Here is a 21793-nt window from a genome sequence, read left to right as displayed (position 1 = left end):
CGGCGAGCTACCTGTTCGACGACTTCAGCGTGGCCAACGTGGCCAACAACTCCAACTCGATGCTGCCTTGGTACTACAAGCTCAGTGCCGTGTGGGGCAACCACGAGGGTTCGGTGCTGCTGTGGAGCCTGATGCTGGCCGGCTGGGGTTTCATGGCGGCACGTTTCTCTCGCGAGCTGCCGCGTGACATGGTGGCACGCGTGGTCGGCGTGCTGGGCCTGGTCGGTGTGGGCTTCCTGGCCTTCGTGCTGGTTACCTCCAACCCCTTCGAGCGGCTACTGCCGGGTGTGCCGAGCGACGGCGCCGATCTCAATCCGCTGCTGCAGGACATCGGCCTGATCCTGCACCCGCCGATGCTCTACATGGGCTACGTGGGCTTCTCGGTGGTGTTCGCCTTCGCCATTGCCGCCCTGCTCGGCGGCCGTCTCGACGCGGCCTGGACCCGCTGGGCACGACCCTGGACCAACCTGGCCTGGGCCTTTCTTACCGTGGGCATCGCGCTGGGTAGCTGGTGGGCCTACTACGAGCTGGGCTGGGGCGGCTGGTGGTTCTGGGATCCGGTCGAGAACGCCTCGCTGCTGCCGTGGCTGACCGGTACTGCGCTGATGCACTCGCTGGCCGTCACCGAGAAGCGCGGCGCGTTCAAGAGCTGGACCGTGCTGCTGGCGATCTTCACCTTCTCGCTGTCGCTGCTGGGCACCTTCCTGGTCCGCTCCGGCGTGCTGACGTCGGTGCATGCCTTCGCCAACGACCCCTCGCGCGGCTTATTCATCCTGATTCTGCTGGGCATCACCGTGGGACTGTCGCTGTTGATCTTCGCCCTGCGTGCCCCGCGGGTCAGCCATCGCACCGGCTTCAACTGGCTGTCGCGCGATGCCCTGCTGCTGATCAACAACATCATGCTGGTGATCATGACCGTCACCGTGCTGATGGGCACCGTCTATCCGCTGCTGCTCGACGCCCTCGACCTGGGCAAGATCAGCGTGGGCCCGCCGTACTTCAACGCCCTGTTCGTACCGCTCACGGTGATCATGTGCGTGTTCATGGGCCTGGGGCCGACGGCGCGCTGGAAGCAGACCGACCCGAGGTTGCTGATCAAGCGGCTGTGGCTCGCCGGTGTCGTGGCCTTGGTCATCGCGGCCGTCATGCCCTTCGTCATCGGCGGCGAGTGGAACGCCTGGGTCGCCCTCGGCCTGGTGGCGGCGATGTGGATCGTGCTGCCGACGCTGCGCGATCTCTACGACAAGACCCGCCGCGCCGAGTCGTTCGGCGCAGGGCTGCGCAAGCTGTCGCTGGCCTACTGGGGCATGCAGCTCGGACACCTGGGCGTGGCGGTCACCATCATCGGCGTGGCGGTGGTATCCAATTTCGAGATCGAGCGCAACGTGCGCATGGCACCCGGCGACAGCGTCGAAGTCGCCGGTTACACCTTTACCATGAACGAGCTGACCAGCCGCCGCGGGCCCAACTACATCGCCGACGGCGCCGAGCTCGAGGTGCGCCGCGGCGACAGCCGACGCAGCTTCACGATGAACCCGGAGAAGCGCTTGTACATCGCGCGCGGCATGCCGATGAGTCAGGTGGCGCTGCGCCCCGGCCTGTTCCGCGACCTCTACGTCGCCATGGGCGAAGACCTGGGCGACAACAGCTGGGCCATGCGCGTGCAGTACAAGCCGTTCGTGCGCTGGTTGTGGCTCGGCGCTCTGCTGATGGCGATCGGCGGCGTACTCGCCGTACTCGACCGACGCTACCGGCGTCTGGCCACGTCGCGCGACCCCGAGGACAGCGCCCGCGAAGGCGCGACACGGGAGGTCACGGCATGACGCGTCGCCTGCTGTTGATGCTGCCGCTGCTCGGCTTTCTGCTGCTGATGCTGTTCCTCTACCTGGGGTTGGGGCTCAATCCGTTCCATCGCGAATCGAGACTGGTCGCAGAGGCGCGGGCCTTCCCGGCCTTCGAGCTCACTACGCTGGAAGACCCCGAGCGGCGCGTCGACGAGTCGCTGATACCCGGCGAGGTCACCCTGGTCAACGTCTGGGGCGAGTGGTGCCCCGAATGCAAACGCGAGATGCCGCAGCTGCTCGACCTGGCCGACCGCGGCGTGCGCCTCGTTGGCATCAACTGGAAGGATACCCGCGACAAGGCACGAGGCTTCCTCGAAGAGTTCGGCGACCCGTTCGAGGTCAACATCTTCGATCCCGAAGGCGAGCTCGCCTTCGAACTGGGTGTCTACGGGGCCCCGGAATCCTTCCTGGTCGACAGAGACGGCATCATCCGTTACCACCATACCGGGTACATCTCGCCGTCCGACCTACGTGAACACATCCTGCCGGAGGTGCAGAAATGGCAATAATCCGCTGGATGCTCGTCGGCTTCACGCTGCTGCTGGTGACCGGCCTGGTGCAGGGTGCCGCCATCGAGGTGCGCGAATTCGACGATCCGGTGCTGGAGAAGCGCTATGACAGCCTGACGGCCTCCATGCGCTGCCCCACCTGTCAGAACCAGGCGATCAACGACTCCGACGCACCGGTCTCGGGTGACATGCGCGACCGCGTCTACCTGCTGCTGCAGGAGGGGCGCTCGGACATCGAGATTCGCGATCATATGGTGCAGCGTTTCGGTGACTACATCCTCTACAATCCTCGGCTCGAGGGGCGTACCTACCTGCTGTGGGGGCTGCCCGCGGTGCTGGTCGTGGCTGGCGGTATCCTGGTAATGCTGCTGGTACGTGCGCGGCGCAACGCTTCGGTACGCGCCCTGGACGACGACGAGCGCCGGCGCCTGGAATCGCTGATCAACCGGGGGAATGGCCAATGATCGCCTTGTGGTTAGCCTTCGGCCTGCTGCTGCTGCCGGCGCTATGGTTGCTGGTGGCGCCGCTGCGGCGTGCGCGCCTGGTGCACGACGCCCAGGCCAGCTTCGAGGCCAACGACCGCGCGGCCGAGCAGAACGTGGCGATCTATCGGCGTCGCCTGGCCTCGCTGGAAGCGGCGTTGGAGCGTGGCGACATAGACCGCGCGCAGTTCGACGAAGATCGTCTCGAACTCGACCGCAGCCTGCTCGAGGATACCGAGAATCTGGCTCGCCCCCCGCTGCACTCACCCACTGCCGGGCGCTTCGCAGTGCCTGTTGTGGCGTTGGCGTTGGTGATCTCGGCCATGCTGTGGTACCAGCACGAAGGCGCCGAGGGCGACCTGCGCCTGTACGATGCCTTTCAGCAGAGCGACTCGCTGCCGACCCTGCTCGAGCGCCTCGAGCAGGAGGCCCGGCGCCAGCCGGACAACGCCAACGTGTGGGCCTCGCTCTACCCGCTCTATCGCGACTCGGGCCAGGGCGAAGCCGCCATCGAGGCGCTGGACCGCTTGATCGAACTCGAGGGGCGGGCACCTTCGCTGCTGGCACAGAAGGCCCAGCTGATGTTCTTCCTGGCCGACCGTACCCTCACCGACGAGGTCCAGGAACTGGTCGACGAAGTCGTCGAACGCGACTCCCGCGAGCCGACCATCTTCGGCATGCTGGGCGTTCATGCCTTCGACAGGGGCGACTACGAGCAGGCCATCGATCACTGGCGGCGGGCCATCGCCGGCATGTCCGACTCCGATTCCGCGCAGGCGCTGCGCCAAGGTATCCAGGTCGCTCAGCAGCGCCTCGGCGTGTCTCCCGACGAGCAGGAAGCGGCTGCCCAAGGGCCCGGTGTGCGAGTGCGCGTCCGCCTCGATGAAAGCCTCGAGGGCTTGCTCGACGACGACACTCGGGTGTTCGTCGTGGCCCGCGACATGGCGGGCGAGTTGCCGCCGCTGGCGGTCGCCCGGGTGACACTCGGCGACCTGCCGACCACGCTGGTGCTCGACGACCGCCACGCCATGTCCGACGCCGCCAGCCTGTCCCAGGCCAGCGAGGTGCGTTTGATCGTGCGCGTGACCAAGAGCGGCGGAGCCACGCCCGAGTCCGGCGACATGTACGGCGACAAGGAAGGCGTGCCGGTGGGCGGCGTTGAAGGAGAACCCGTGGAGGTCGTGATCGACCGTGTCATAGAATAGCGCGATGCGACTCACCTCAATCCGCCTGAGCGGTTTCAAATCCTTCGTCGACCCGGTCACGGTGCCCTTCGATGGCAACATGACCGCGATCGTCGGTCCCAACGGCTGCGGCAAGTCGAACATCATCGACGCCGTGCGCTGGGTCATGGGCGAATCGTCGGCCAAGACCCTGCGCGGTGAGTCGATGACCGACGTCATCTTCAATGGCTCCACCGCGCGCAAGCCGGTGGGGCAGGCCGCCATCGAGCTGCGCTTCGACAACAGCGACGGCACCATGGGCGGTATCTACGCCCAGTACGCCGAGATCGCGGTCAAGCGCCAGGTCAGCCGCGACGGCCAGTCCAGCTACTTCTTCAACGGCCAGAAATGCCGCCGCCGCGACATCGCCGATCTCTTCCTCGGCACCGGCCTTGGCCCGCGCTCCTACGCCATCATCGGCCAGGGCATGATCTCGCGGCTGATCGAGGCGCGTCCGGAGGAACTGCGTGCCACCCTCGAAGAGGCCGCCGGCATCTCCAAGTACAAGGAGCGCCGCCGCGAGACCGAAAACCGCATGCGCCGCACCCGCGAGAACCTCGAGCGCCTGGATGACATTCGCGAGGAACTCGACAAGCAGCTCGAACGCCTCCGTCGCCAGGCCGAGGCCGCGCGGCGCTACCAGACCCTCAAGGAGGAGGAGCACCGGCTCAAGGGCGAGCTGGCCCTGTTGCGCGGCCGGGCCCTACGTGCCCGCCAGCATGAGGAGGAGCATCGCGTTCGCGAGCTGGAAACCGCCGTCGAGCGCGAGATCCTTGGCCTGCGCCAGTGCGAGACCCGCCTCGAGGAGGCACGCGCCGATCACGACAAGCTGGCCGAGACCCTGGAGGCGCGCCAGGCGCGCTTCTTCGAGACCTCGGGCGCCATCGCCCGGCTAGAGCAGAGCCTGGAGCACGCGCGGAGTCGCGAGGGGCAACTGGCCCGCGACCTGGAGAGCGCCCAGCGCGAACTGGCCGAGCTCGACCGTCTGGGCGAGGACGACCGTGAACGCCTGGTGCGGCTCGACGAACGGCTCGAGACCCTGGCGCCGGAACAGGAAGAGCTGGCAGAACAGCTCGCCGAGCTGGAGGCGATGCTGGAAGAGGCCGAGCCTGCCGCCGAAGAGGCCGAACAGGCCTTCGAGACCTTCAGCGAAGGCTGGCGCGAGGCCAGCCGCGACGCAGAGCGCAGTCAGGACCGCCTGCGCGAACTCGAGAACCGCCTGGCCCGGCTCGAGGCCGATGCCCAGCGTCGCCGCCAGCAGCAGCAAGAGCTGCCGGACCTGGGCGAGCTGACCGCCCGGCGCAACGAACTCAAGGAGCGTCTGGCCGAGTTCGCCCTCGAACAGGAGAGCGTCGAAGCCCGCCGTGAGCAGCTCCAGAGCAGTCGCGATAGTGCCCGCGAGACGGCGGCCACGCTGGAGCGTGAACGCGAATCCGAGCGCGCCCGGCGCAGTACGCTGCAGGGCGAATTGGCCTCGCTCGAGGCCCTGATCCAGGCTGCACTCACCGATCCCGACGAAGCGCTGGCGGAGCATCTGCAGACCCATGGCCTGGGCGAGGCGCCGCGGCTGGGCGAGGCACTCGACGTCGATCCCGGCTGGGAAGCGAGCGTCTCCTGGGTGCTGGCACCCTGGCTCAAGGCGCGGCTCGCCGACCCCGAGCGCGCCCGCGAGGCCAGCGCCACGCCGCCCGCCGAGCTGGGCGCGCTGTCGCCCGATGCCACTGTCGAATTTCAGCCATACAGCCTGGCCGCCCGGGTGCGCGGCGCCGGCGCCGCCGCGGCCTGGCTGGCACCGATCCGCTGCGTGGACGAGGACCGGCAGGCCTGGGCCGAGCGTGAAAGCCTGGCAGCGGGCGAGAGCCTGATCACGCCGCAGGGCCTGTGGCTGGGGCGCGATTGGGTACGCCATCGCGGCGAGGGGGCCGGGCCCGATGCGCTGCTGGTCAGTCGTCGTCGCTTCGAAGAGGCGGCGCTCGAACTCGACGAGATCGAGACTCGCCTGGCGGCACGCGACCAAGCGATCGAGGTGGAACGCGAACGCGCCGAGCAAGCCGAGCGCGATCTCGATGCCATTCGTCAGGAGGAGCGGCACCTGGCCGGCGAACAGCAGCAACTGGCGGTGCAGGACAGCGGCCTGGCCAGCCGCCTGGAGCATCTGCAGGGCCGTGCCGGAGAGCTGGCCGAGGAGCTGGCGGGGTTGGACGAAGCCCGCGAGGAGGCGCGGCTGACCATCGAAGAGGCGCGCGAGCAGTGGCAGCAGGCCATGGCGCGGCTGGAGGAGGGCGCCGAGCAGCGCGAGCGGCTGGAGCGGGCGCGCAGTGAAGCTCGCGAACGCTTGGCCGCCCTGCGCGCGCGGCAGCGTCCGCTGAACGAGCGGGTGCAGCAGCTGGCGCTGGAGCACCAGCGGCTCTCCACCGAGCGTGCCGGCCTGGCCGAGCAGCAGGGGCGCAGCTTTGAAGCCCGCGAGCGCCTGTTGGCGCGTTGCGAGGAGCTGACCGAGACCCTCGAGCAACTGCGCGAGCCCGACGAGGAGCAGCGCGAGAAGCTTGACGAGCTGTTGCACCGGCGCGAAGGCGACGAACGCTCGCTCAACGAGGCCAAGGCGCGTGCCGCCGAACTGGTGGAGCGGCTGCGCGAGGACGAGCTGGCGCGGCAGAACCACGAGCGCAACCTCGAGGGTATCCGCGAGCGCCTGCAGGAGGCGCGCATGCAGGTGCAGGCGCTGGCGCTGAAGGCCGAGACTCAGGACGAACAGCTCGCCGAACTGGGCCACCAGGCCGCGGCGCTGGAAGAGAACCTGGACCCCAACGCCACCGAATCGGCCTGGCAGACCCGCCTGGAGGAGGTCGGCGAGCGCATCCGCCGTCTCGGCGCCATCAACCTCGCGGCCATCGAGGAGTACGACCAGCAGGCCGAGCGACGCAACTATCTCGAGGCGCAGCAGTCGGAACTCAACGAGGCGCTGGATACGCTGGAGCGGGCAATACGTCGCATCGACCAGGAGACCCGCACCCGTTTCCGTGACACGTTCGAGCGAGTCAACCAAGGCCTGCAGTCGCTTTTTCCGCGAGTCTTCGGTGGTGGAACCGCATGGTTGACGCTGACTGGCGAGGATTTGCTCGACACCGGGGTGGCCATCATGGCGCGCCCTCCCGGAAAGAAGAACAGCACCATTCATCTTCTCTCCGGTGGGGAAAAGGCATTGACGGCCCTGTCGCTGGTCTTCGCTATCTTCCAGCTCAATCCGGCGCCTTTCTGCATGCTCGACGAAGTCGATGCGCCGCTCGATGATGCCAATGTCGGACGCTATGCCAAACTGGTGAAGGACATGTCCGAGTCGGTGCAGTTCATCTATATCACCCATAACAAGATCGCCATGGAGGCCGCCGAAAGATTAATGGGGGTCACCATGCAAGAACCCGGTGTCTCGCGGCTGGTAGCTGTCGGGGTAGAAGAGGCGGCGGCTCTGGCCGAGGCTTGAAAGGACTTGCAAGCGGGCGACAAACGCGATATCAGAAGACACATCACGGTCATACCGCAGATTAAAAAAGCGAATTGACAGGGAAAGGCGCAGGGTCGATTTGACTCTCAGGCGATAATGCCGGGGCTTGACAAACAAAAAAAGTGGCCCTTTTTCTGCCAATCGCGCTATGCTGTTCACGAACATCCATCCGGCATGGCGCCCTAGTGATAGGCAAGACGACCCATGGAACTTAGAGAATGGCTGATCATTCTGGGGCTGGCCCTGGTAACGCTCATCGTGATAGATGGTGTGCGTCGCCTCAAGCGTCAGCGCCGAGTGCCCCGCCTGGACCAGGTAGGGGATAACAACAATCCAGGCAATGGCCAGGCAGCGGCCGATGCTGAAGGCAACGACAATCCGGAGTTGCCCAATGGCGGCGCCCGTATCGTCAGGCCTGCCAGCTATACCCAGGTGCAAGCGAAACCCAAGCTCGAACGCCAGGAACATCCCGGGCCTTCGCGGGTGCTCGCTGGCCTGAAGGGTGGCAGTATCGACTCCAGACCCATGCCGAACCCCGACTCCGGTGCCACTGCGACGACGCGTCCGGTGGCTTCAGCCATGCCGGAAGAGTCGCCCTCGGCCGAGCCCGTCACGGCTCAGGCGAGTGGAAGGGATAAAGGAAGGGATAAAGGAAGGGATGTAGAGGAAGCGCCCGCAGCGGCTTCGCCGGCACGGGACGAACCACAGGCGCGCCAAGAGCCGACCCTTTCCGCTCTGGAAGAAGAGGCACCGGTCGCAGAGAGCGAGCCGTTGGCTGCCGATCCCGCCGACCACGATCCCCACCATGACGACGACGAGCGTTATCGGTTGGTCGACCTCGAAGGCATGGGCGATTCGTTCAAGAGCGGTTCTCGCCGCATGGGCGAGTCGGTCCAGCGCTTTGGGCTCTCCATGCAGCAGCGCATGGCCAAACGCCGCGAACAGAAGCGTGAAGAGAAGGCGCGCCGCGAGCAGGCACGTGCCGAGAAGGCCGCACGCGAAGCTCAGCAACGCCGCGAGGCCGCCGAGGCCCAGGCCGCCAAGGAGGCCGAGCGCCAGCGCCTGGAAGCCGAGGCCATCGAGCAGGCCGACGACGATGACCCGCTGTTCGCGCCGCCGCGCTCACGAGCGGCAGAACGCGACCGTTCGGCCTATGCCGAGCCGGCGGCGTCCGACCATGGCGAACCGACGACCGCGGCGGCCGAAGCGGTCAACGACGATGACGACGTCGTACGCGCCCACCCCACACTGGCCCGGGCGCTGCGTCACAATGTCAGTGCCGAGCGTGCCCGCGACACCCTGAGCCAGGCCGACGAGATCATCGTCATCAGTGTGCTGTCGCGCGACGAGGAGGGCTTCTCCGGAGAAGCACTGCTCAACCTGATGCTGGCCTGTGGCCTGCGCTACAGCAGCGACATGGGCATCTTCCACCGCTTCGAGACCGAGGACCCCGACAGCGAGCTGCAATTCTCGATGCTCAACGTGGTCAAGCCGGGGACCTTCCCGATCGAGGCGATGGACGAGTTCCGCACGCCGGGCATCACCCTGCTGATGCCGCTTCCCGGAGCGCTGGATACCGCGGCGGCCTTCGAGGCGATGGTCGAGACCGCCATGGTCATCGTGCGCAATCTGGGCGGCGAGCTGAAGGACGAAAACCGCAGCGTCATGACCGCGCAAACCGTGGAGTTCGCCCGCCAGCGCGTGCAGGAGTTCGAGCGCCGCAACCGCCTCAACCGTTACCAGGTGAACTAACTAAAGCCGTAAGTTGTAAGCCGTAAGCTGGAAGCTGAATGACAACCCCCGTGAGGCAGCCCCACGGGGGTTGTTGCTTTGGTAAGCTAGGCGCTCATGCCAGCTTCGAGCTTCGAGCTTCGAGGCCTTCGCCATGGACGAGACCCCTGACGCAATGAGCCAGCCCGATCAGAACATCCTCGATGAAATCGCCAAGCTGCGTGCCGAGCTCGACGATGCCAACTATCGCTACTACGTGCTCGACGAGCCGCAGCTCACCGATGCCGAATACGACCGCAAGCTGCGCCGTCTGCAGGAGCTGGAGCAGGCTCACCCCGAACTGGTGACGCCCGACTCTCCGACCCAGCGGGTCGGGGCACCACCCGACGCCGGCTTTCCCGAGGTCGAACATGCGGTGCCCATGCTGTCGCTCGACAACGCCTTGAACGAGGGGGAGGTCGAAGCCTTCGTCAAGCGCGTGGCCGAGCGGCTGGAAACCGACGGCGAGACGATCCGCTTCTGCTGCGAGCCCAAGCTCGACGGCGCCGCCGTGTCGCTGGTCTACGAGCAGGGCGTGCTGATCAGCGGCGCGACCCGTGGCGATGGCCGCACCGGCGAGGGCATTACCTCCAACCTGCGCACGCTGCGTTCGATCCCGCTCAAGCTGCGCGGCGACGTGCCCGAACTGCTCGAGGTGCGCGGTGAGGTCATCATGAGCCATGCCGGCTTCGAGCGGTTGAATGACCGCGCCCGCGAGGAGGGCGGCAAGGTGTTCGCCAACCCGCGCAACGCCGCGGCGGGCAGCCTGCGCCAGCTCGACCCCAGCATCACCGCCACACGCCCGCTCGAATTCAGCGCCTACCAGGTGGCGCGCATCGAGCCGGCTCCGGGCGATGCCAGCCACAGCGAGCTGATGGCACATCTCAAGACCTTCGGTTTTCGCAGCAGCGCCGAACTCCAGGTAGTCACGGGCAGTCAGGGGGTCATCGCCTACTGCCGTCGCTTGGGCGAGCGGCGCGACGACCTCGGCTACGATATCGACGGCGTGGTGATCAAGGTCGACGACCTGCGCCTGCAGCGCGAGCTGGGCTTCGTCGCTCGCGCGCCGCGCTGGGCCATCGCCTTCAAGTTCCCCGCCCAGGAGGAGACCACGCGGCTCAAGGACGTCGAGTTCCAGGTCGGCCGCACCGGGGCGATAACCCCGGTGGCGAGGTTAGAGCCGGTCTCGGTGGCCGGAGTCACCGTCTCCAACGCCAGCCTGCACAACGCCGACGAGATCGCGCGTCTCGGGGTGAAGATCGGCGATACCGTGGCGATTCGCCGGGCCGGCGACGTCATCCCTCAGGTGGTGCGGGTGCTGGAGCAGCAGCGCCCCGAGGATGCTCGCGAGATCATCTTCCCCAGCCGCTGTCCGGTGTGCGACTCCGAGATCGAGCGTCTCGAGGGCGAAGTGGTGGCGCGCTGCTCCGGCGGGCTCTACTGCCCCGCCCAGCGCAAGGAGGCGCTCAAGTACTTCGCCTCGCGCCGGGCCATGGACATCGACGGCCTGGGTGAGAAGCTGATCGACCAGCTCGTCGAGCTCGACTGGGTCAAGACCCCGGCCGACCTGTTCCGGCTTGATGCCGAGCGCCTGGCGGAGCTTCCGCGCATGGCCCGGAAATCTTCCGAGAAACTGGTGGCCGCGCTGGAGAAGGCCAAGAGCACCACGCTGCCGCGCTTCATCTTCGCGCTGGGCATCCGCGAGGTGGGCGAGGCCACGGCGGCCAACCTGGCGCGCCACTTCGGCACCCTGGATGCGCTGATGGCCGCCGAGCTGGCCGAACTCGAGGCGGTGGAAGACGTCGGCCCGGTGGTGGCCGCCCACGTGCACACCTTCTTCCGTCAGGAACACAACCGCGAGACCATCGAGGCGCTGCGCGAGCAGGGCGTGACCTGGGCCGAGGAGAGCGTCGGCGAGCGCCCCCAGCCGCTGGCCGGCCAGACCTGGGTGCTTACCGGCTCCCTGGAGGGCATGACCCGCGACGAGGGTAAGGCGCGCCTGCAGGCGCTGGGCGCCAAGGTGGCCGGCAGCGTATCGAAGAAGACCGCCGCGGTGGTCGCCGGCGAGGCCGCCGGCAGCAAGCTGGCCAAGGCCCAGGAACTCGGCGTGGAAGTGCTCGACGAAGCTGCCTTCCTCGAGCGTCTGGCTGCCTGGGAGCGCGGTGAAGGCAGTGAAGCGAACAGTGAGGAGGGGCAATGAACGACGGCCGCTTTATCGAGGTGCCCTACCGCATGCTGCCGGGCGAGACCCTGGACGGCCTGCTCGAGGCCTTCGTCACCCGCCAGGGCTACGACACCACCGACACCGGCGAGGGCATGCGTGGCTGGGTCGGCCAGCTCAAGCAGCAGCTCGAGCGTGGCGAGCTGCTCATCGCCCACGATCTGCAGACCGAGACCACCGAAGTGATGACGCTGGCCCAGTGGCGCGCCTTCGGGCGCGACCTGGCCGACGACGAGGAAGAGGGCTGACCTCTACTGCCTACGAACCAGCTCACGAATGACCCGCCGGCCCGGATGCAGGTGATCCACCAGCGGCCACTCCAGCGGCAGCGGTTCGTCGCAAATGCGTGAGGCGATCAGCTCGGCGCACAGCGGCGCGCTGGCCATGCCGCGCGAGCCGTGGGCGGCGCTGATCCATAGGCCGGAATGGTGGCGCCCGGCAATGTTCGGCACCCGAGTGGCGTCCTTGGCCAGCACGGCGTAATCCTCGCGCCAGGCGGCGACGTCGGGCACTGGCCCGGCATAGGGCGACTTGTCGGGGCTTGCCGCGCGAACGCCGACGCGTCCCGTGAGCCGTTGGGGCGACAAGTCGGCACCGGCCTCGCGCAGCGCCGCCGCGAAGTGGGGCAGCCCCCGCTCGAGTTCGGCCAGGTTGGCGGCGTGGTCGGCCTCGCGCTCCGCCGTGTCGGTGTCGCCCGGGCCGAAGGTGGCGCCGAAGTTGAGCACGCCGTCCGCCGGCGGCGGCACGTAGCCGCCGGCACATACCACGCGACCCAGCGCCGGGGCTCCTTTCGGTAACGCGAGCTGGCTGACCTGGCCGCGCACCGGCTGCAGGGGCAGCGCCGCGGTCTGGGCGAACCTGGCCGCTTCGCTGGCGGCGGCGATCACTACCTGGTCGGCCTCGACGCATGCTCCGTCGGCCAGGGCCAGGGTCCAGCCCGCCTCATGGCGTTGCAGCGCCGTCACCTCGCCAAGGCGAAAGCTGACGCCCGGTGTCCGGGCCAGACGCACGCACAGCGCCAGCGGCCTGATCCAGGCGGCATCGGGATAGTCGAGCGCAGAGGCGTCGATACGAATGCCGGCGGCGGCGCTGGCCGCCTCGGCATCGAGACCGCGCACCACGCTTTTCGGCAGGCAATGGTTGGCCAAGAAACGCGCCTGGCGCACCTGCTCCTTCTCGCTCAGGGCCAGCTGCAGCACACCGCTGGGTTGCCACAGCGACCGATCGGGATCGAGGTGCTCCAGCCAGCGCCGGCTGTGTAGCAAGCCGGCGAGATAAGCGCGACTCTGCAGGTTGGTCTCGACCGCCAGCTTGACGTAGAGCGCGCCCTGCAGGTGCGTGGTACCCAACTCGGCCCGGTCGAAGCGGTCGATCAGCGTCACCGCGATGCCGCGCCGGGCCAGGGCGGCGGCGGTACTGGCACCGGCGATGCCGGCGCCGATCACTGCCACGTGGTGCGGCGGCCGTGCCGGCGGCGGGCTGAACCAGGGGGCCTGCTCACGGCGCGTGTCATCGGGCGGCGAGGCGATTTCGCCCGCCAGCATCTCGCGCTTGCGCCCGAACCCCGGCACCTTGCGCCAGGCGAAACCGGCCCCGGCCAGCCCGCGCTTGACCACCCCGGCGCAGGTGAAGGTGGCGAAGGTGGCTCCCGGCCGCGAGCGGGCCGCCATGGCGGCAAACAGCTCGGCGCGCCACATCTCCGGGTTCTTGGCCGGGGCGAAGCCGTCCAGGAACCAGGCGTCGACTTGGCCTTCGAGCAGCGCCAGGCGCTCGGCGGCATCGCCGAAGTGCAGGTCCAGCGTGACCCTTTCATCGAGCCAAAGCCGATGCACCCCCGCTACTGGTTGGGGCCACTGACGAACCAGCCGCTCGGCGCGGGGGGCCAGGTCCGGCCAGGCGGCCAGAGCGCGAATCTGGTCGTCGCGGCGCAGCGGATAGCGTTCGGTGGAAACCAGATGCAGCCGTGCCCCGGGCGGGGCGTGCGCGTCGAAGCAGGCCCAGGCGCAGAGCATGTTGAGCCCGGTGCCGAAACCGGTCTCGCCGATCACGAAGGGGCGCCTGGCCGTCCAGGCGGCAAGGCGTCGGGGCAGGGCATTGCCCTGCACGAAGACATGCTCGGTTTCCGCCCGGCCGTCGTGGCGCGAGAAGTAGACGTCATCGAACTGCGTCGAGAGCGGGGCACTCTCGCCGGTATCGTCGCCGCGCCAGTCGAGTCGAGCGGACTCGAGACCGGCCAATGGCGGAAGGGCACTAACGGTCACGAACTTCTCCAGAGCCTGGCACGGCTGCTCAAATATTGATCGAAGACCCCACGGCGGCGTGGCATGGCGCATCGAGCAAGCCATCCGCGGCGTTTCAACAGCGTTATCCACAGAAGCTGTGAGCAAGTCTCCTGTGGATAATCGGGGCTCGTCGGGAGGGGCTGTCAGGGCAGCACTTTCTTGAACGGCTTCACGGTCGCCTTGGCATAGACTCCCGCGATCATGTAGGGGTCGGCGTCGGCCCAGGCCTGAGCGGTCTCGAGGTTGTCGAACTCGGCAATCACCAGGCTGCCGCTGAAGCCGGCATCGCCGGGGTTCTCGGCATCCACCGCGGGATGCGGGCCGGCCAGCACCAGGCGGCCCTCGTCGCGCAGCTTCTCCAGGCGGGCCAGATGGTCGGGGCGGGCGGCCAGGCGGCGCTCCAGGCTGTTCTTCACGTCTTCACTGATGATGGCATACAGCATCGCAACGTTTCCTCTGGCAAGCGCGGTATCACCGCGGGCTCCAGGTGCGTTGACCGACCGTCGTCGGGCGCGCACCATTGGGCCATCATTTTGACAAAGTTGCCTGCCTGCGTCATGCCAAAGCCCTGTCTGCCCGAGCGTTTCGTCGGTGACCCCATCCCCCTGGGGGTCGACCTGCACATGCATTCCACCGCTTCGGACGGTGCCCTGGCGCCCGCCGAGGTCGTTGCCCTGTGTGCCGAGCGCGGCGTGACGCTGATGGCACTGACCGATCACGACACCGTAGCCGGCGTGGCCGAGGCCAGCGAGGCGGCGAGGCGCCTGGGCGTGGGCCTGTTGCCGGCGGCGGAACTCTCGACCCGCTGGCAAGGCATCGGCATCCATGTGGTCGGGCTGTTGCCGCAAGGGGCTCGCGGTGCGCTTGGCGAAGGCCTCGAGGCGCAGGCTCGCGCGCGCGATGCGCGCGCCGAAGTGATCGCGAGGCGCATGGAAAAGGTCGGGCTCGACGATGCCCTGGCCAAGGCTCGCGAGCAGGCCGGGCCCTATCGCCCGCTAGGGCGGCCCGACTTCGCCCGGGCATTGGTGGCGGCGGGGCTGGTACCCGACATGGCCACGGCGTTTCGCAAACATCTCGGCAGCGGCAAGGCGGGCGACGTCAAGGCGCACTGGCCTGTCCTGGCCGAAGTGGTGGGCTGGGTGGTCGAGGCGGGCGGTGTGGCAGTGCTGGCGCATCCCCTGCGCTACGGCCTGACCCGGCGCAAGCGGGGGCAGTTGCTGGACGACTTCGCCGCCGCCGGTGGCCAGGCCGCCGAGCTGGTCAGCGGCTTCCAGAATGGCGACGTCACCCGCGACCTGGCCCGCCAGCTCGCCGAGCGAGAGCTGTATGCTTCGCTCGGCAGCGACTTCCATTTTCCCGGCGGCCACCTGGCCCCGGGTAGCATGAGCCCACCGCCACGCACCACGGTGCCCCCGGTATGGACCCACCCGCGATTGGCCGGCTTCGTCGCGGCGGGCTGCGACGCGGCCGCCTCCGGCGCGCTATAGTGGGCAGCGAAAAACGAAACGTCAGGAAATCTCACCATGAGTCAGTTCTTCCAGATCCACCCGGAAAACCCGCAGAAGCGCCTGATCGACCAGGCGGTGCAGATCGTCCGCCAGGGTGGCGTGATCGCCTATCCCACCGATTCCGGCTATGCCCTGGGCTGCCATCTGGGGGACAAGAAAGCGATCGAGAAGATCAAGTGGCTGCGTTCGCTGGACGACAAGCACAATTTCACCCTGGTGTGCTCCGATCTCTCCGACATCGGTACCTATGCCAAGGTCGACAACAGCGTGTTCCGCCTGCTCAAGGCCAACACGCCGGGTGCCTACACCTTCATCCTCAACGCCACCTCCGAGGTGCCGCGCCTGCTGCTGCACCCCAAGCGGCGCTCCATCGGCGTGCGCGTGCCCGACCACCGTATCACCCTGGCCCTGCTCGAGGCCTTGGGTGAACCGCTGATGAGCGTGACGCTGATCCCGGTGGGCGAGGAGCTGCCGATGACCGATCCGGAAGAGATCCGCGATCGCTACGTCGCCCACCTGGACCTGATCATCGACGGTGGCGCCTGTCACCTGGAGCCCACCAGCGTGATCGACCTGCGCGAGCTGCCGCCGACCATCGTCCGCGAAGGGCGCGGCGACCTCACCCCGTTCCGGGAGTGAGCATGGCGCAGTCGCTCAATCCTTCGGCGTGCCGCTTGCCCGTTCGGCGAGGTGGGGATCGGGAGTTTCCTCGTCCAACCAGGTGCCGCATTTGAGACAGTAAAGCGCGCGCTTCTCGTGACGGTCGTGGCCGCAGCCGGGGCAGGCCTGTTCGGAGTAACGATCGGCGCGGATCGAGCGGATCACCTCGGCAGAGAATACCCCGGTGGGCACGGCGATGATCGAGTAGCCGATCAGCATGACCAGATTCGAGATTGCCTGGCCCAGTGGCGTGATGGGGACGATATCGCCATAGCCGACCGTGGTCAGGGTGACGATGGCCCAGTAGATCGCCTTGGGAATGCTGGTGAAACCGGCTTCGATCGGCTCGATCATGTACACCAGGCTGGCGAAAAGGGTCACCAGCAGGAATACGGTGAACAGGAACAAAAAGATCTGGTGCCAGCTGCGTAGTAGCGCTTCCACCAGCAGGCGGCCCTCGCCGACGAATTGCATCAGGCGCAGCACGCGGAAGATGCGCAGCACGCGCAGCAGGCGCACGATGACAAGCGTCTGGGTGCCGGGCAGCAGCAGCATCAGCCAGGTGGGCAGGATCGCCACCACGTCGATTATCCCATAGAAGCTGCGCAAGTAGCGCAGCGGCTTGTCGAGAATGACCAGGCGGACCAACAGCTCGACGGTGAACGCGATGGTGAACCCCCACTCCAGCCAATAGAACCACTCGCCATACGCCGCGCTCAAGTGATTGACGGTATCGAGTATGACGACCAGTACGCTGGCCAGGATCACCAGGATCAGGGCGATATCGAAGCCCTTTGCCAGCGGTGTGTCGGATTCGAAGATGATCTGGAACAGGCGGGTTCGTATTCCATCGCCACCCGGCCGAAACGGCTCGCTCATCCTGATTGCTCCCTGGTGCAGTCTGTTCGCTAGCGTCTATGGCGTCAGGCGGTGCGCCAGCTTCAATGCCGTGCGGCCGAAATCAACGCTGAGCCAGTCGTCCTGATCCAGCATGGCGACGAGCCGGCCGGCCTCGTCGTGGCCGTCTTCGCCAAGCATCTGCAGAGCTTCTCTGGCCGCTGCCTTCCAGCCATCGTTGCCGGTATCGGTCAGCGCATCCAAGGCCAGTATGGCACGGTGCAGCCACTCGCTTTCACCGGACTCTTCCGGCAGTTTCCAGTGGCCGCTCAGCAGGGCGCTGCCGCGGGCGGCCTTGCTAGCATCGGCGGGGCGCAGGGGCACCGTCTCGGCGAAGGCCAGCGCCAGGCTCCACAGCGCCTGCGGGTCGCCGTCCTTGAGTTCCAGCTCCAGTTCGCAGATCGGCACGCGCCGGCCGGCGGCACGAATCTCGCCCTGGTCCAGCGCCACCTCGATGGTGGCTTCGGCCAGTTCCAGGCACCACAGCCGGCGCTCGAAATCAGTGGTGAAGCGCGGCTCCAGCTGCGCCAGGACGTCCGTGCCCAGCGCAGCCATGGGGGGCAGCTCGGCGAGCCCGGCGCGGTCGAGGCTGCCATCCGCTACCGGCCATTCCCATTCGCGGCGCCGGCTGTAGCCGCCGCTGCCTTCGCCGCTGGTCTTGAGAGTCTGCACCCAGCTGTCGTCGCGGCGACGCAGGCGCAGCGCCACGCGTGCGGTTTCCAGCTCGCCCCCGGGCGTATCGTAGTAGGTATTGGCCAAGCGCTGGGCGCCATCCACTCCCCCGCGCAGGAAAGGGTGCTGCAGCAGGCGTTCCGTCCCCATTTCGCCCAGTGCCAGTTTCATCTCGATCTCGTGGCTCATGTGTGTCTGCTCCTGGCCTGGATGGTTGCCATGCGCCTGGATATTCAAGGGAAGCGAATATTTCAATGACGTGACAGGGAGTCATTCTCTATACTGACGCCGCCATTTCACAAGCGCATCTTACGCCATGGTCAAATCAAATCCCTTTTCGGCAATGTTCGGCCGCTCGCCGTTCCAGCCACTGCTGGCACACATCGTCAAGTCCAACGAGTGCGCCGACCAGCTGTTGCCTTTCTTCGAGGCTACGCTTGCCGGTGACTGGGACGAGGCCGCCAAGGTCCGCGAGACTGTCACGCAGCTCGAACACGACGCCGACAGCCTCAAGACCGAGCTTCGCCTCAACCTGCCCAACACTCTGTTCCTGCCCGTTTCCCGTACCGATCTGCTCGACCTGATCAGCGTGCAGGACAAGATCGCCAACAAGGTACGCGACATCACCGGCATCATGCTCGGCCGCCGCATGCAGGTGCCCACAGAACTGGCCCAGCCCATGCGCGACTACATGCAGACCGCCGTGGCCTGCGTCGCCCAGGCGCGTCAGGCACTGGAGGAACTCCAGGATCTGCTCGAATCGGGCTTCGGACGGCATGTCTCGGACGTGATGCAGAACCTGATACGCGAGCTGCACATTCTCGAACAGAAGGCCGACCAGCAGCAGATCGACATTCGGCGCCGGTTGTTCGACCTGGAAGATCAGCTCAAGCCGGTAGACGTGGTCTTTCTCTACAAGATCATCGACTGGGTCGGCGAACTCTCCGATCGCGCCGAGCGCGTCGGCAGTCGTCTCCAGATTCTCACTGCCCGGTAGGACATCGCCTTCCGGCATGGCCGGGGAATGTTCTTTCAACCTGACAGCCACATAGGATCCAAGCCCCTATGTCGATCATTGCAGAGCACGCGAATACCTTCATCATCCTGGCCTGCCTCTTCGGTTTCTTCATGGCCTGGGGGGTCGGTGCCAACGACGTCGCCAACGCCATGGGCACCTCGGTCGGCTCCAAGGCGATCACCATCAAGCAGGCGATCATCATCGCGGTGATTTTCGAGTTTCTTGGTGCCTGGCTCGCCGGCGGCGAGGTCACCCAGACCATCCGCAAGGGCATCATCGACCCCGCCGCGTTGCAGAACGACCCCCAACTGCTGGTCTACGGCATGCTGGCGTCGCTGCTGGCTGCCGGTACCTGGCTGTTGATCGCCTCGATGAAGGGCTGGCCGGTATCGACTACCCACTCCATCGTCGGCGCCATCGTCGGCTTCGCCCTGGCGGGGCTCGGGATCGATGCCGTGGGCTGGCCCAAGGTCGGCCAGATCGCCGCCAGTTGGGTGGTGTCGCCGCTATTGGCCGGTACCATCGCCTTCACCCTGTTCAAGTCGGTCCAGCACCTGATCTTCGAGGCCGAGGACCCCTTTGCCGCGGCCAAGCGCTACGTGCCCTTCTATATCCTGCTGGTCGGTTTCGCCATCTGCATGGTGACCCTGACCAAGGGGCTCAAGCATCTGGGCCTGGACCTGAGCTTCGGCACCAACCTGCTGCTGTCGGCCCTGTTCGGCCTGGGCATGATGGCCTTGGGTGGCTGGATGGAGCGACGCGTGCAAGCCGGCAGTCGTCAGAGCGACCATTTCGGTTTCACCGGGGTGGAGCGCGTTTTCGGCGTGCTGATGATCTTCACCGCCTGCGCCATGGCTTTCGCCCATGGCTCCAACGACGTGGCCAACGCGGTGGGCCCGCTGGCGGCAGTGATCAGCGTGGTCGAGCAGGGCGGTACCATCGGTGCCTCGGCGCTGGTGCCGTGGTGGGTACTGGTACTGGGCGGCGGCGGCATCGTGGTCGGCCTGGTCACTTACGGCCACAAGGTCATCGCCACGGTGGGCACCGGCATCACCGAGCTGACCCCGAGTCGCGGCTTCGCCGCCACCCTGGCCGCGGCGCTGACCGTCGTGCTCGCTTCCGGCACCGGCCTGCCGATTTCCACGACGCATACGCTGGTCGGTGCGATTCTCGGTGTGGGCCTGGCGCGTGGCATGGCGGCGCTCAACCTGCGCGTGATCGGCACCATCGCCATGTCCTGGCTGATCACCCTGCCGGCCGGTGCGGGCCTGGCTATACTGTTCTTCTTCATGTTCAAGGGCATTTTCGGCTGATTTACTGCTGCGCTCGACATCCTGGCCGCCGACGGTGCTCAAAATCCTCATGTAGCAGGCTACACTCCGGTTTTTGCGCTCCGGCGGCGACCAGCCTGTCATCGCTCGCGACGTAAATCTGGCTGGGATTATGACCGGTACACGGCGGCACCTTGAAGGTGCCGCCGTTTTCGTCGCTCTGATATAGTCGAAACCGATACACCCTTCTTTTCATCTGCTGCCGGAGAGCGGCCTTGGATACTCGTTTCCCCTTCGTCGACTGGTTCCGCAATTCCTCCCCCTATATCAATGCGCATCGGGGCCGAACCTTCGTGATCCTGATCGAGGGCGAGGCCATGGCGCGAGGACGAGGCGAACAGCTGATCCAGGACCTGGCGCTGCTGCATACCCTTGGCGTGCGGCTGGTGGTGGTGTTCGGTATCCGCCCCCAGGTGGATCAGGCGCTGAGCGAAGCCGGCATCGTGCCGCAGCGCCATGAAGGACGCTGGGTGGCCGACGAAGCGATCATGGCCTGTGTCGAGCGGGTGGCCGCCGAGCAGCGCCTGTGGCTCGAGGCGCGGCTGTCGCTGGGCCTGCCCAACACACCGCTGCATGGGGTCGAGTTGACCGTGGTGTCCGGCAACCTGGTCATGGCCAAGCCGCTGGGCGTGCGCGATGGTGTCGACTACGACCACAGCGGCGAAGTGCGCCGGGTGCGGGTTTCGGCCGTGCAGGGGCTGCTCGATCGGGGCTCGCTGGTCTTGCTGCCGCCGCTGGGCTTTACCAGTACCGGCGAGGTATTCGACCTGGATGCCGCCGAAGTGGCTCAGCATGCGGCCATGGCGCTAGCCGCCGACAAGCTGATCCTGCTGGGCGAGGCGGCTGGACTCTACGATGAGAACGGCGCCATGCAGCGTCAGCTCACGCCCGCCGAGGCCGAACCGCTGCTGAGCCAGATCGAACCGGGCTGCGAGCAGGCGCGCCATATCGCAGCCGCTTGCGCCGCCGCGCGCCACGGCGTGGCCCGTACGCACCTGCTCTCATGGCAAGATCACGATGCCCTGCTGGGCGAACTGTTCACCCGCGACGGGGTGGGCACCATGATCACCCGGCATCGCTACGAACAGCTGCGTCCGGCCGAGCTCGGCGACATCGGCGGCCTGCTGGAACTGCTCGAGCCGCTGGAGCGGCGCGGCATGCTGGTGCCACGCTCGCGCGAGCGCCTGGAGCACGAGATCGACGACTACCTGGTGATCGAACGCGACGGCATGATCATCGGCTGCGCAGCGCTGCACCGCTTCGGCGAAGCAGAAATGGGCGAGCTGGCCTGTCTGGCAATTCACGTCGATTACCGCGGCGGGGCGCGTGGCACACTGCTGCTTTCCGGCATCGAGCGTCGTGCAAAGCGGCTTGGGCTCGGCGCGCTGTTCGTGCTGACTACCCACACCGCGCACTGGTTCGTCGAACACGGCTTTCGCGCATCCGACATCGAGTCCTTGCCGCCGCTCAAGCGCGATACCTATAACCACGCGCGCAAGTCGAAGATTCTCATCAAATCCCTCTCATGAGGGCCTGTTCCTAGACCCTTCGCAACCCACGGCCAGCCGCCGCCCTGATCGTCATCCGGGCGGCGGCTGTCGCTTTGGGGCAACGCTGACAAAAACCTTGTCTCTAAAAGGCAACAACACAACCTATTGTTTTTCAAGAAAATGACAAAAGTCGGTCAAAACGATGTCTCCGATCGGTGACGAAATATGCCCCGGCCTCTCGATTTTTATCACGGTTTATCCGCACGGTGACGGTGTGCCAAAAACTTGAAGTTCTTAAGTTCTTGTTTTATAGGATTTGAGAGGTTTCTTGGCACGCAACTCGCAATATACAAGTCGAGCAACGAAGAAGTGATTCAAACGGCT

17 protein-coding genes are annotated in these 21793 nt (G+C 66.6%); 13 read left to right on the top strand and 4 right to left on the bottom strand.

Going from position 1 to position 21793, the window contains the following annotated elements; translation table 11 throughout:
• The 8 genes from HBJ55_RS06380 to HBJ55_RS06345 form a co-directional block, all read left to right on the top strand.
• The coding region (locus tag HBJ55_RS06380; RefSeq protein ID WP_167112168.1) for a heme lyase CcmF/NrfE family subunit at positions 1-1823 on the top strand (1823 nt) is incomplete at its 5' end.
• A complete protein-coding gene (locus HBJ55_RS06375; protein ID WP_167112166.1) occupies positions 1820-2353 on the top strand; it encodes a DsbE family thiol:disulfide interchange protein in 534 nt (177 codons plus the stop codon). The genes HBJ55_RS06380 and HBJ55_RS06375, both read left to right, overlap by 4 nt.
• Positions 2344-2817, top strand: coding sequence for a cytochrome c-type biogenesis protein (locus HBJ55_RS06370; RefSeq protein ID WP_167112164.1), 474 nt, complete (start codon positions 2344-2346; stop codon positions 2815-2817). Before HBJ55_RS06375 ends, HBJ55_RS06370 begins: the two co-directional genes overlap by 10 nt.
• The gene (ccmI, locus tag HBJ55_RS06365) at positions 2814-4040 is read left to right on the top strand and encodes a c-type cytochrome biogenesis protein CcmI (protein ID WP_167112162.1); all 1227 of its coding nucleotides are present in this window, start codon (positions 2814-2816) and stop codon (positions 4038-4040) included. The genes HBJ55_RS06370 and ccmI overlap by 4 nt, the downstream gene beginning before the upstream one ends.
• 4 nt (positions 4041-4044) lie before the next feature.
• On the top strand, positions 4045-7539 hold the full coding sequence (smc, locus tag HBJ55_RS06360; protein ID WP_167112160.1) for a chromosome segregation protein SMC: 3495 nt from the start codon (positions 4045-4047) through the stop codon (positions 7537-7539).
• Positions 7540-7764: 225 nt separating this feature from the next.
• On the top strand, positions 7765-9312 hold the full coding sequence (zipA, locus tag HBJ55_RS06355; RefSeq protein ID WP_167112158.1) for a cell division protein ZipA: 1548 nt from the start codon (positions 7765-7767) through the stop codon (positions 9310-9312).
• Between the two features lie 154 nt (positions 9313-9466).
• A complete protein-coding gene (ligA, locus tag HBJ55_RS06350; protein WP_167112156.1) occupies positions 9467-11530 on the top strand; it encodes an NAD-dependent DNA ligase LigA in 2064 nt (687 codons plus the stop codon).
• On the top strand, positions 11527-11799 hold the full coding sequence (locus tag HBJ55_RS06345; RefSeq protein WP_167112153.1) for a YheU family protein: 273 nt from the start codon (positions 11527-11529) through the stop codon (positions 11797-11799). Before ligA ends, HBJ55_RS06345 begins: the two co-directional genes overlap by 4 nt.
• Positions 11800-11802: 3 nt before the next feature.
• Here the strand turns inward: HBJ55_RS06345 and mnmC are convergent, their stop codons facing one another.
• Both mnmC and HBJ55_RS06335 read right to left on the bottom strand, forming a co-directional pair.
• Positions 11803-13812, bottom strand: a complete 2010-nt coding sequence (gene mnmC, locus HBJ55_RS06340) for a bifunctional tRNA (5-methylaminomethyl-2-thiouridine)(34)-methyltransferase MnmC2/FAD-dependent 5-carboxymethylaminomethyl-2-thiouridine(34) oxidoreductase MnmC1 (RefSeq protein WP_338071974.1) — start codon at positions 13810-13812, stop codon at positions 11803-11805.
• 164 nt (positions 13813-13976) lie between these two features.
• Positions 13977-14276, bottom strand: coding sequence for a YciI family protein (locus HBJ55_RS06335; protein WP_167112149.1), 300 nt, complete (start codon positions 14274-14276; stop codon positions 13977-13979).
• 114 nt (positions 14277-14390) lie between these two features.
• On the opposite strand from HBJ55_RS06335, the gene HBJ55_RS06330 reads away from it, so the two are divergent.
• Positions 14391-15320, top strand: coding sequence for a PHP domain-containing protein (locus HBJ55_RS06330; RefSeq protein WP_167112147.1), 930 nt, complete (start codon positions 14391-14393; stop codon positions 15318-15320).
• A gap of 36 nt (positions 15321-15356) precedes the next feature.
• Positions 15357-15980, top strand: a complete 624-nt coding sequence (locus HBJ55_RS06325; RefSeq protein WP_167112145.1) for an L-threonylcarbamoyladenylate synthase — start codon at positions 15357-15359, stop codon at positions 15978-15980.
• Between the two features lie 15 nt (positions 15981-15995).
• Here the strand turns inward: HBJ55_RS06325 and HBJ55_RS06320 are convergent, their stop codons facing one another.
• On the bottom strand, positions 15996-16880 hold the full coding sequence (locus HBJ55_RS06320; RefSeq protein WP_167112143.1) for an ion transporter: 885 nt from the start codon (positions 16878-16880) through the stop codon (positions 15996-15998).
• Positions 16881-16916: 36 nt separating this feature from the next.
• Positions 16917-17759, bottom strand: coding sequence for a CYTH domain-containing protein (locus tag HBJ55_RS06315; RefSeq protein WP_167112141.1), 843 nt, complete (start codon positions 17757-17759; stop codon positions 16917-16919).
• A 127-nt stretch (positions 17760-17886) separates the two neighbouring features.
• On the opposite strand from HBJ55_RS06315, the gene HBJ55_RS06310 reads away from it, so the two are divergent.
• From HBJ55_RS06310 to argA, 3 genes are all read left to right on the top strand, one after another.
• Positions 17887-18567, top strand: a complete 681-nt coding sequence (locus HBJ55_RS06310; RefSeq protein WP_167112138.1) for a TIGR00153 family protein — start codon at positions 17887-17889, stop codon at positions 18565-18567.
• 68 nt (positions 18568-18635) lie between these two features.
• The gene (locus HBJ55_RS06305; protein ID WP_167112136.1) at positions 18636-19901 is read left to right on the top strand and encodes an inorganic phosphate transporter; all 1266 of its coding nucleotides are present in this window, start codon (positions 18636-18638) and stop codon (positions 19899-19901) included.
• 233 nt (positions 19902-20134) lie between these two features.
• Positions 20135-21448, top strand: a complete 1314-nt coding sequence (gene argA / locus HBJ55_RS06300; protein ID WP_167112134.1) for an amino-acid N-acetyltransferase — start codon at positions 20135-20137, stop codon at positions 21446-21448.
• Positions 21449-21793: the final 345 nt, after the last annotated feature.

This window comes from Billgrantia bachuensis (assembly GCF_011742165.1).
Classification (GTDB): domain Bacteria; phylum Pseudomonadota; class Gammaproteobacteria; order Pseudomonadales; family Halomonadaceae; genus Halomonas; species Halomonas bachuensis.
This window is presented reverse-complemented; position numbering and strand designations above follow the sequence as displayed.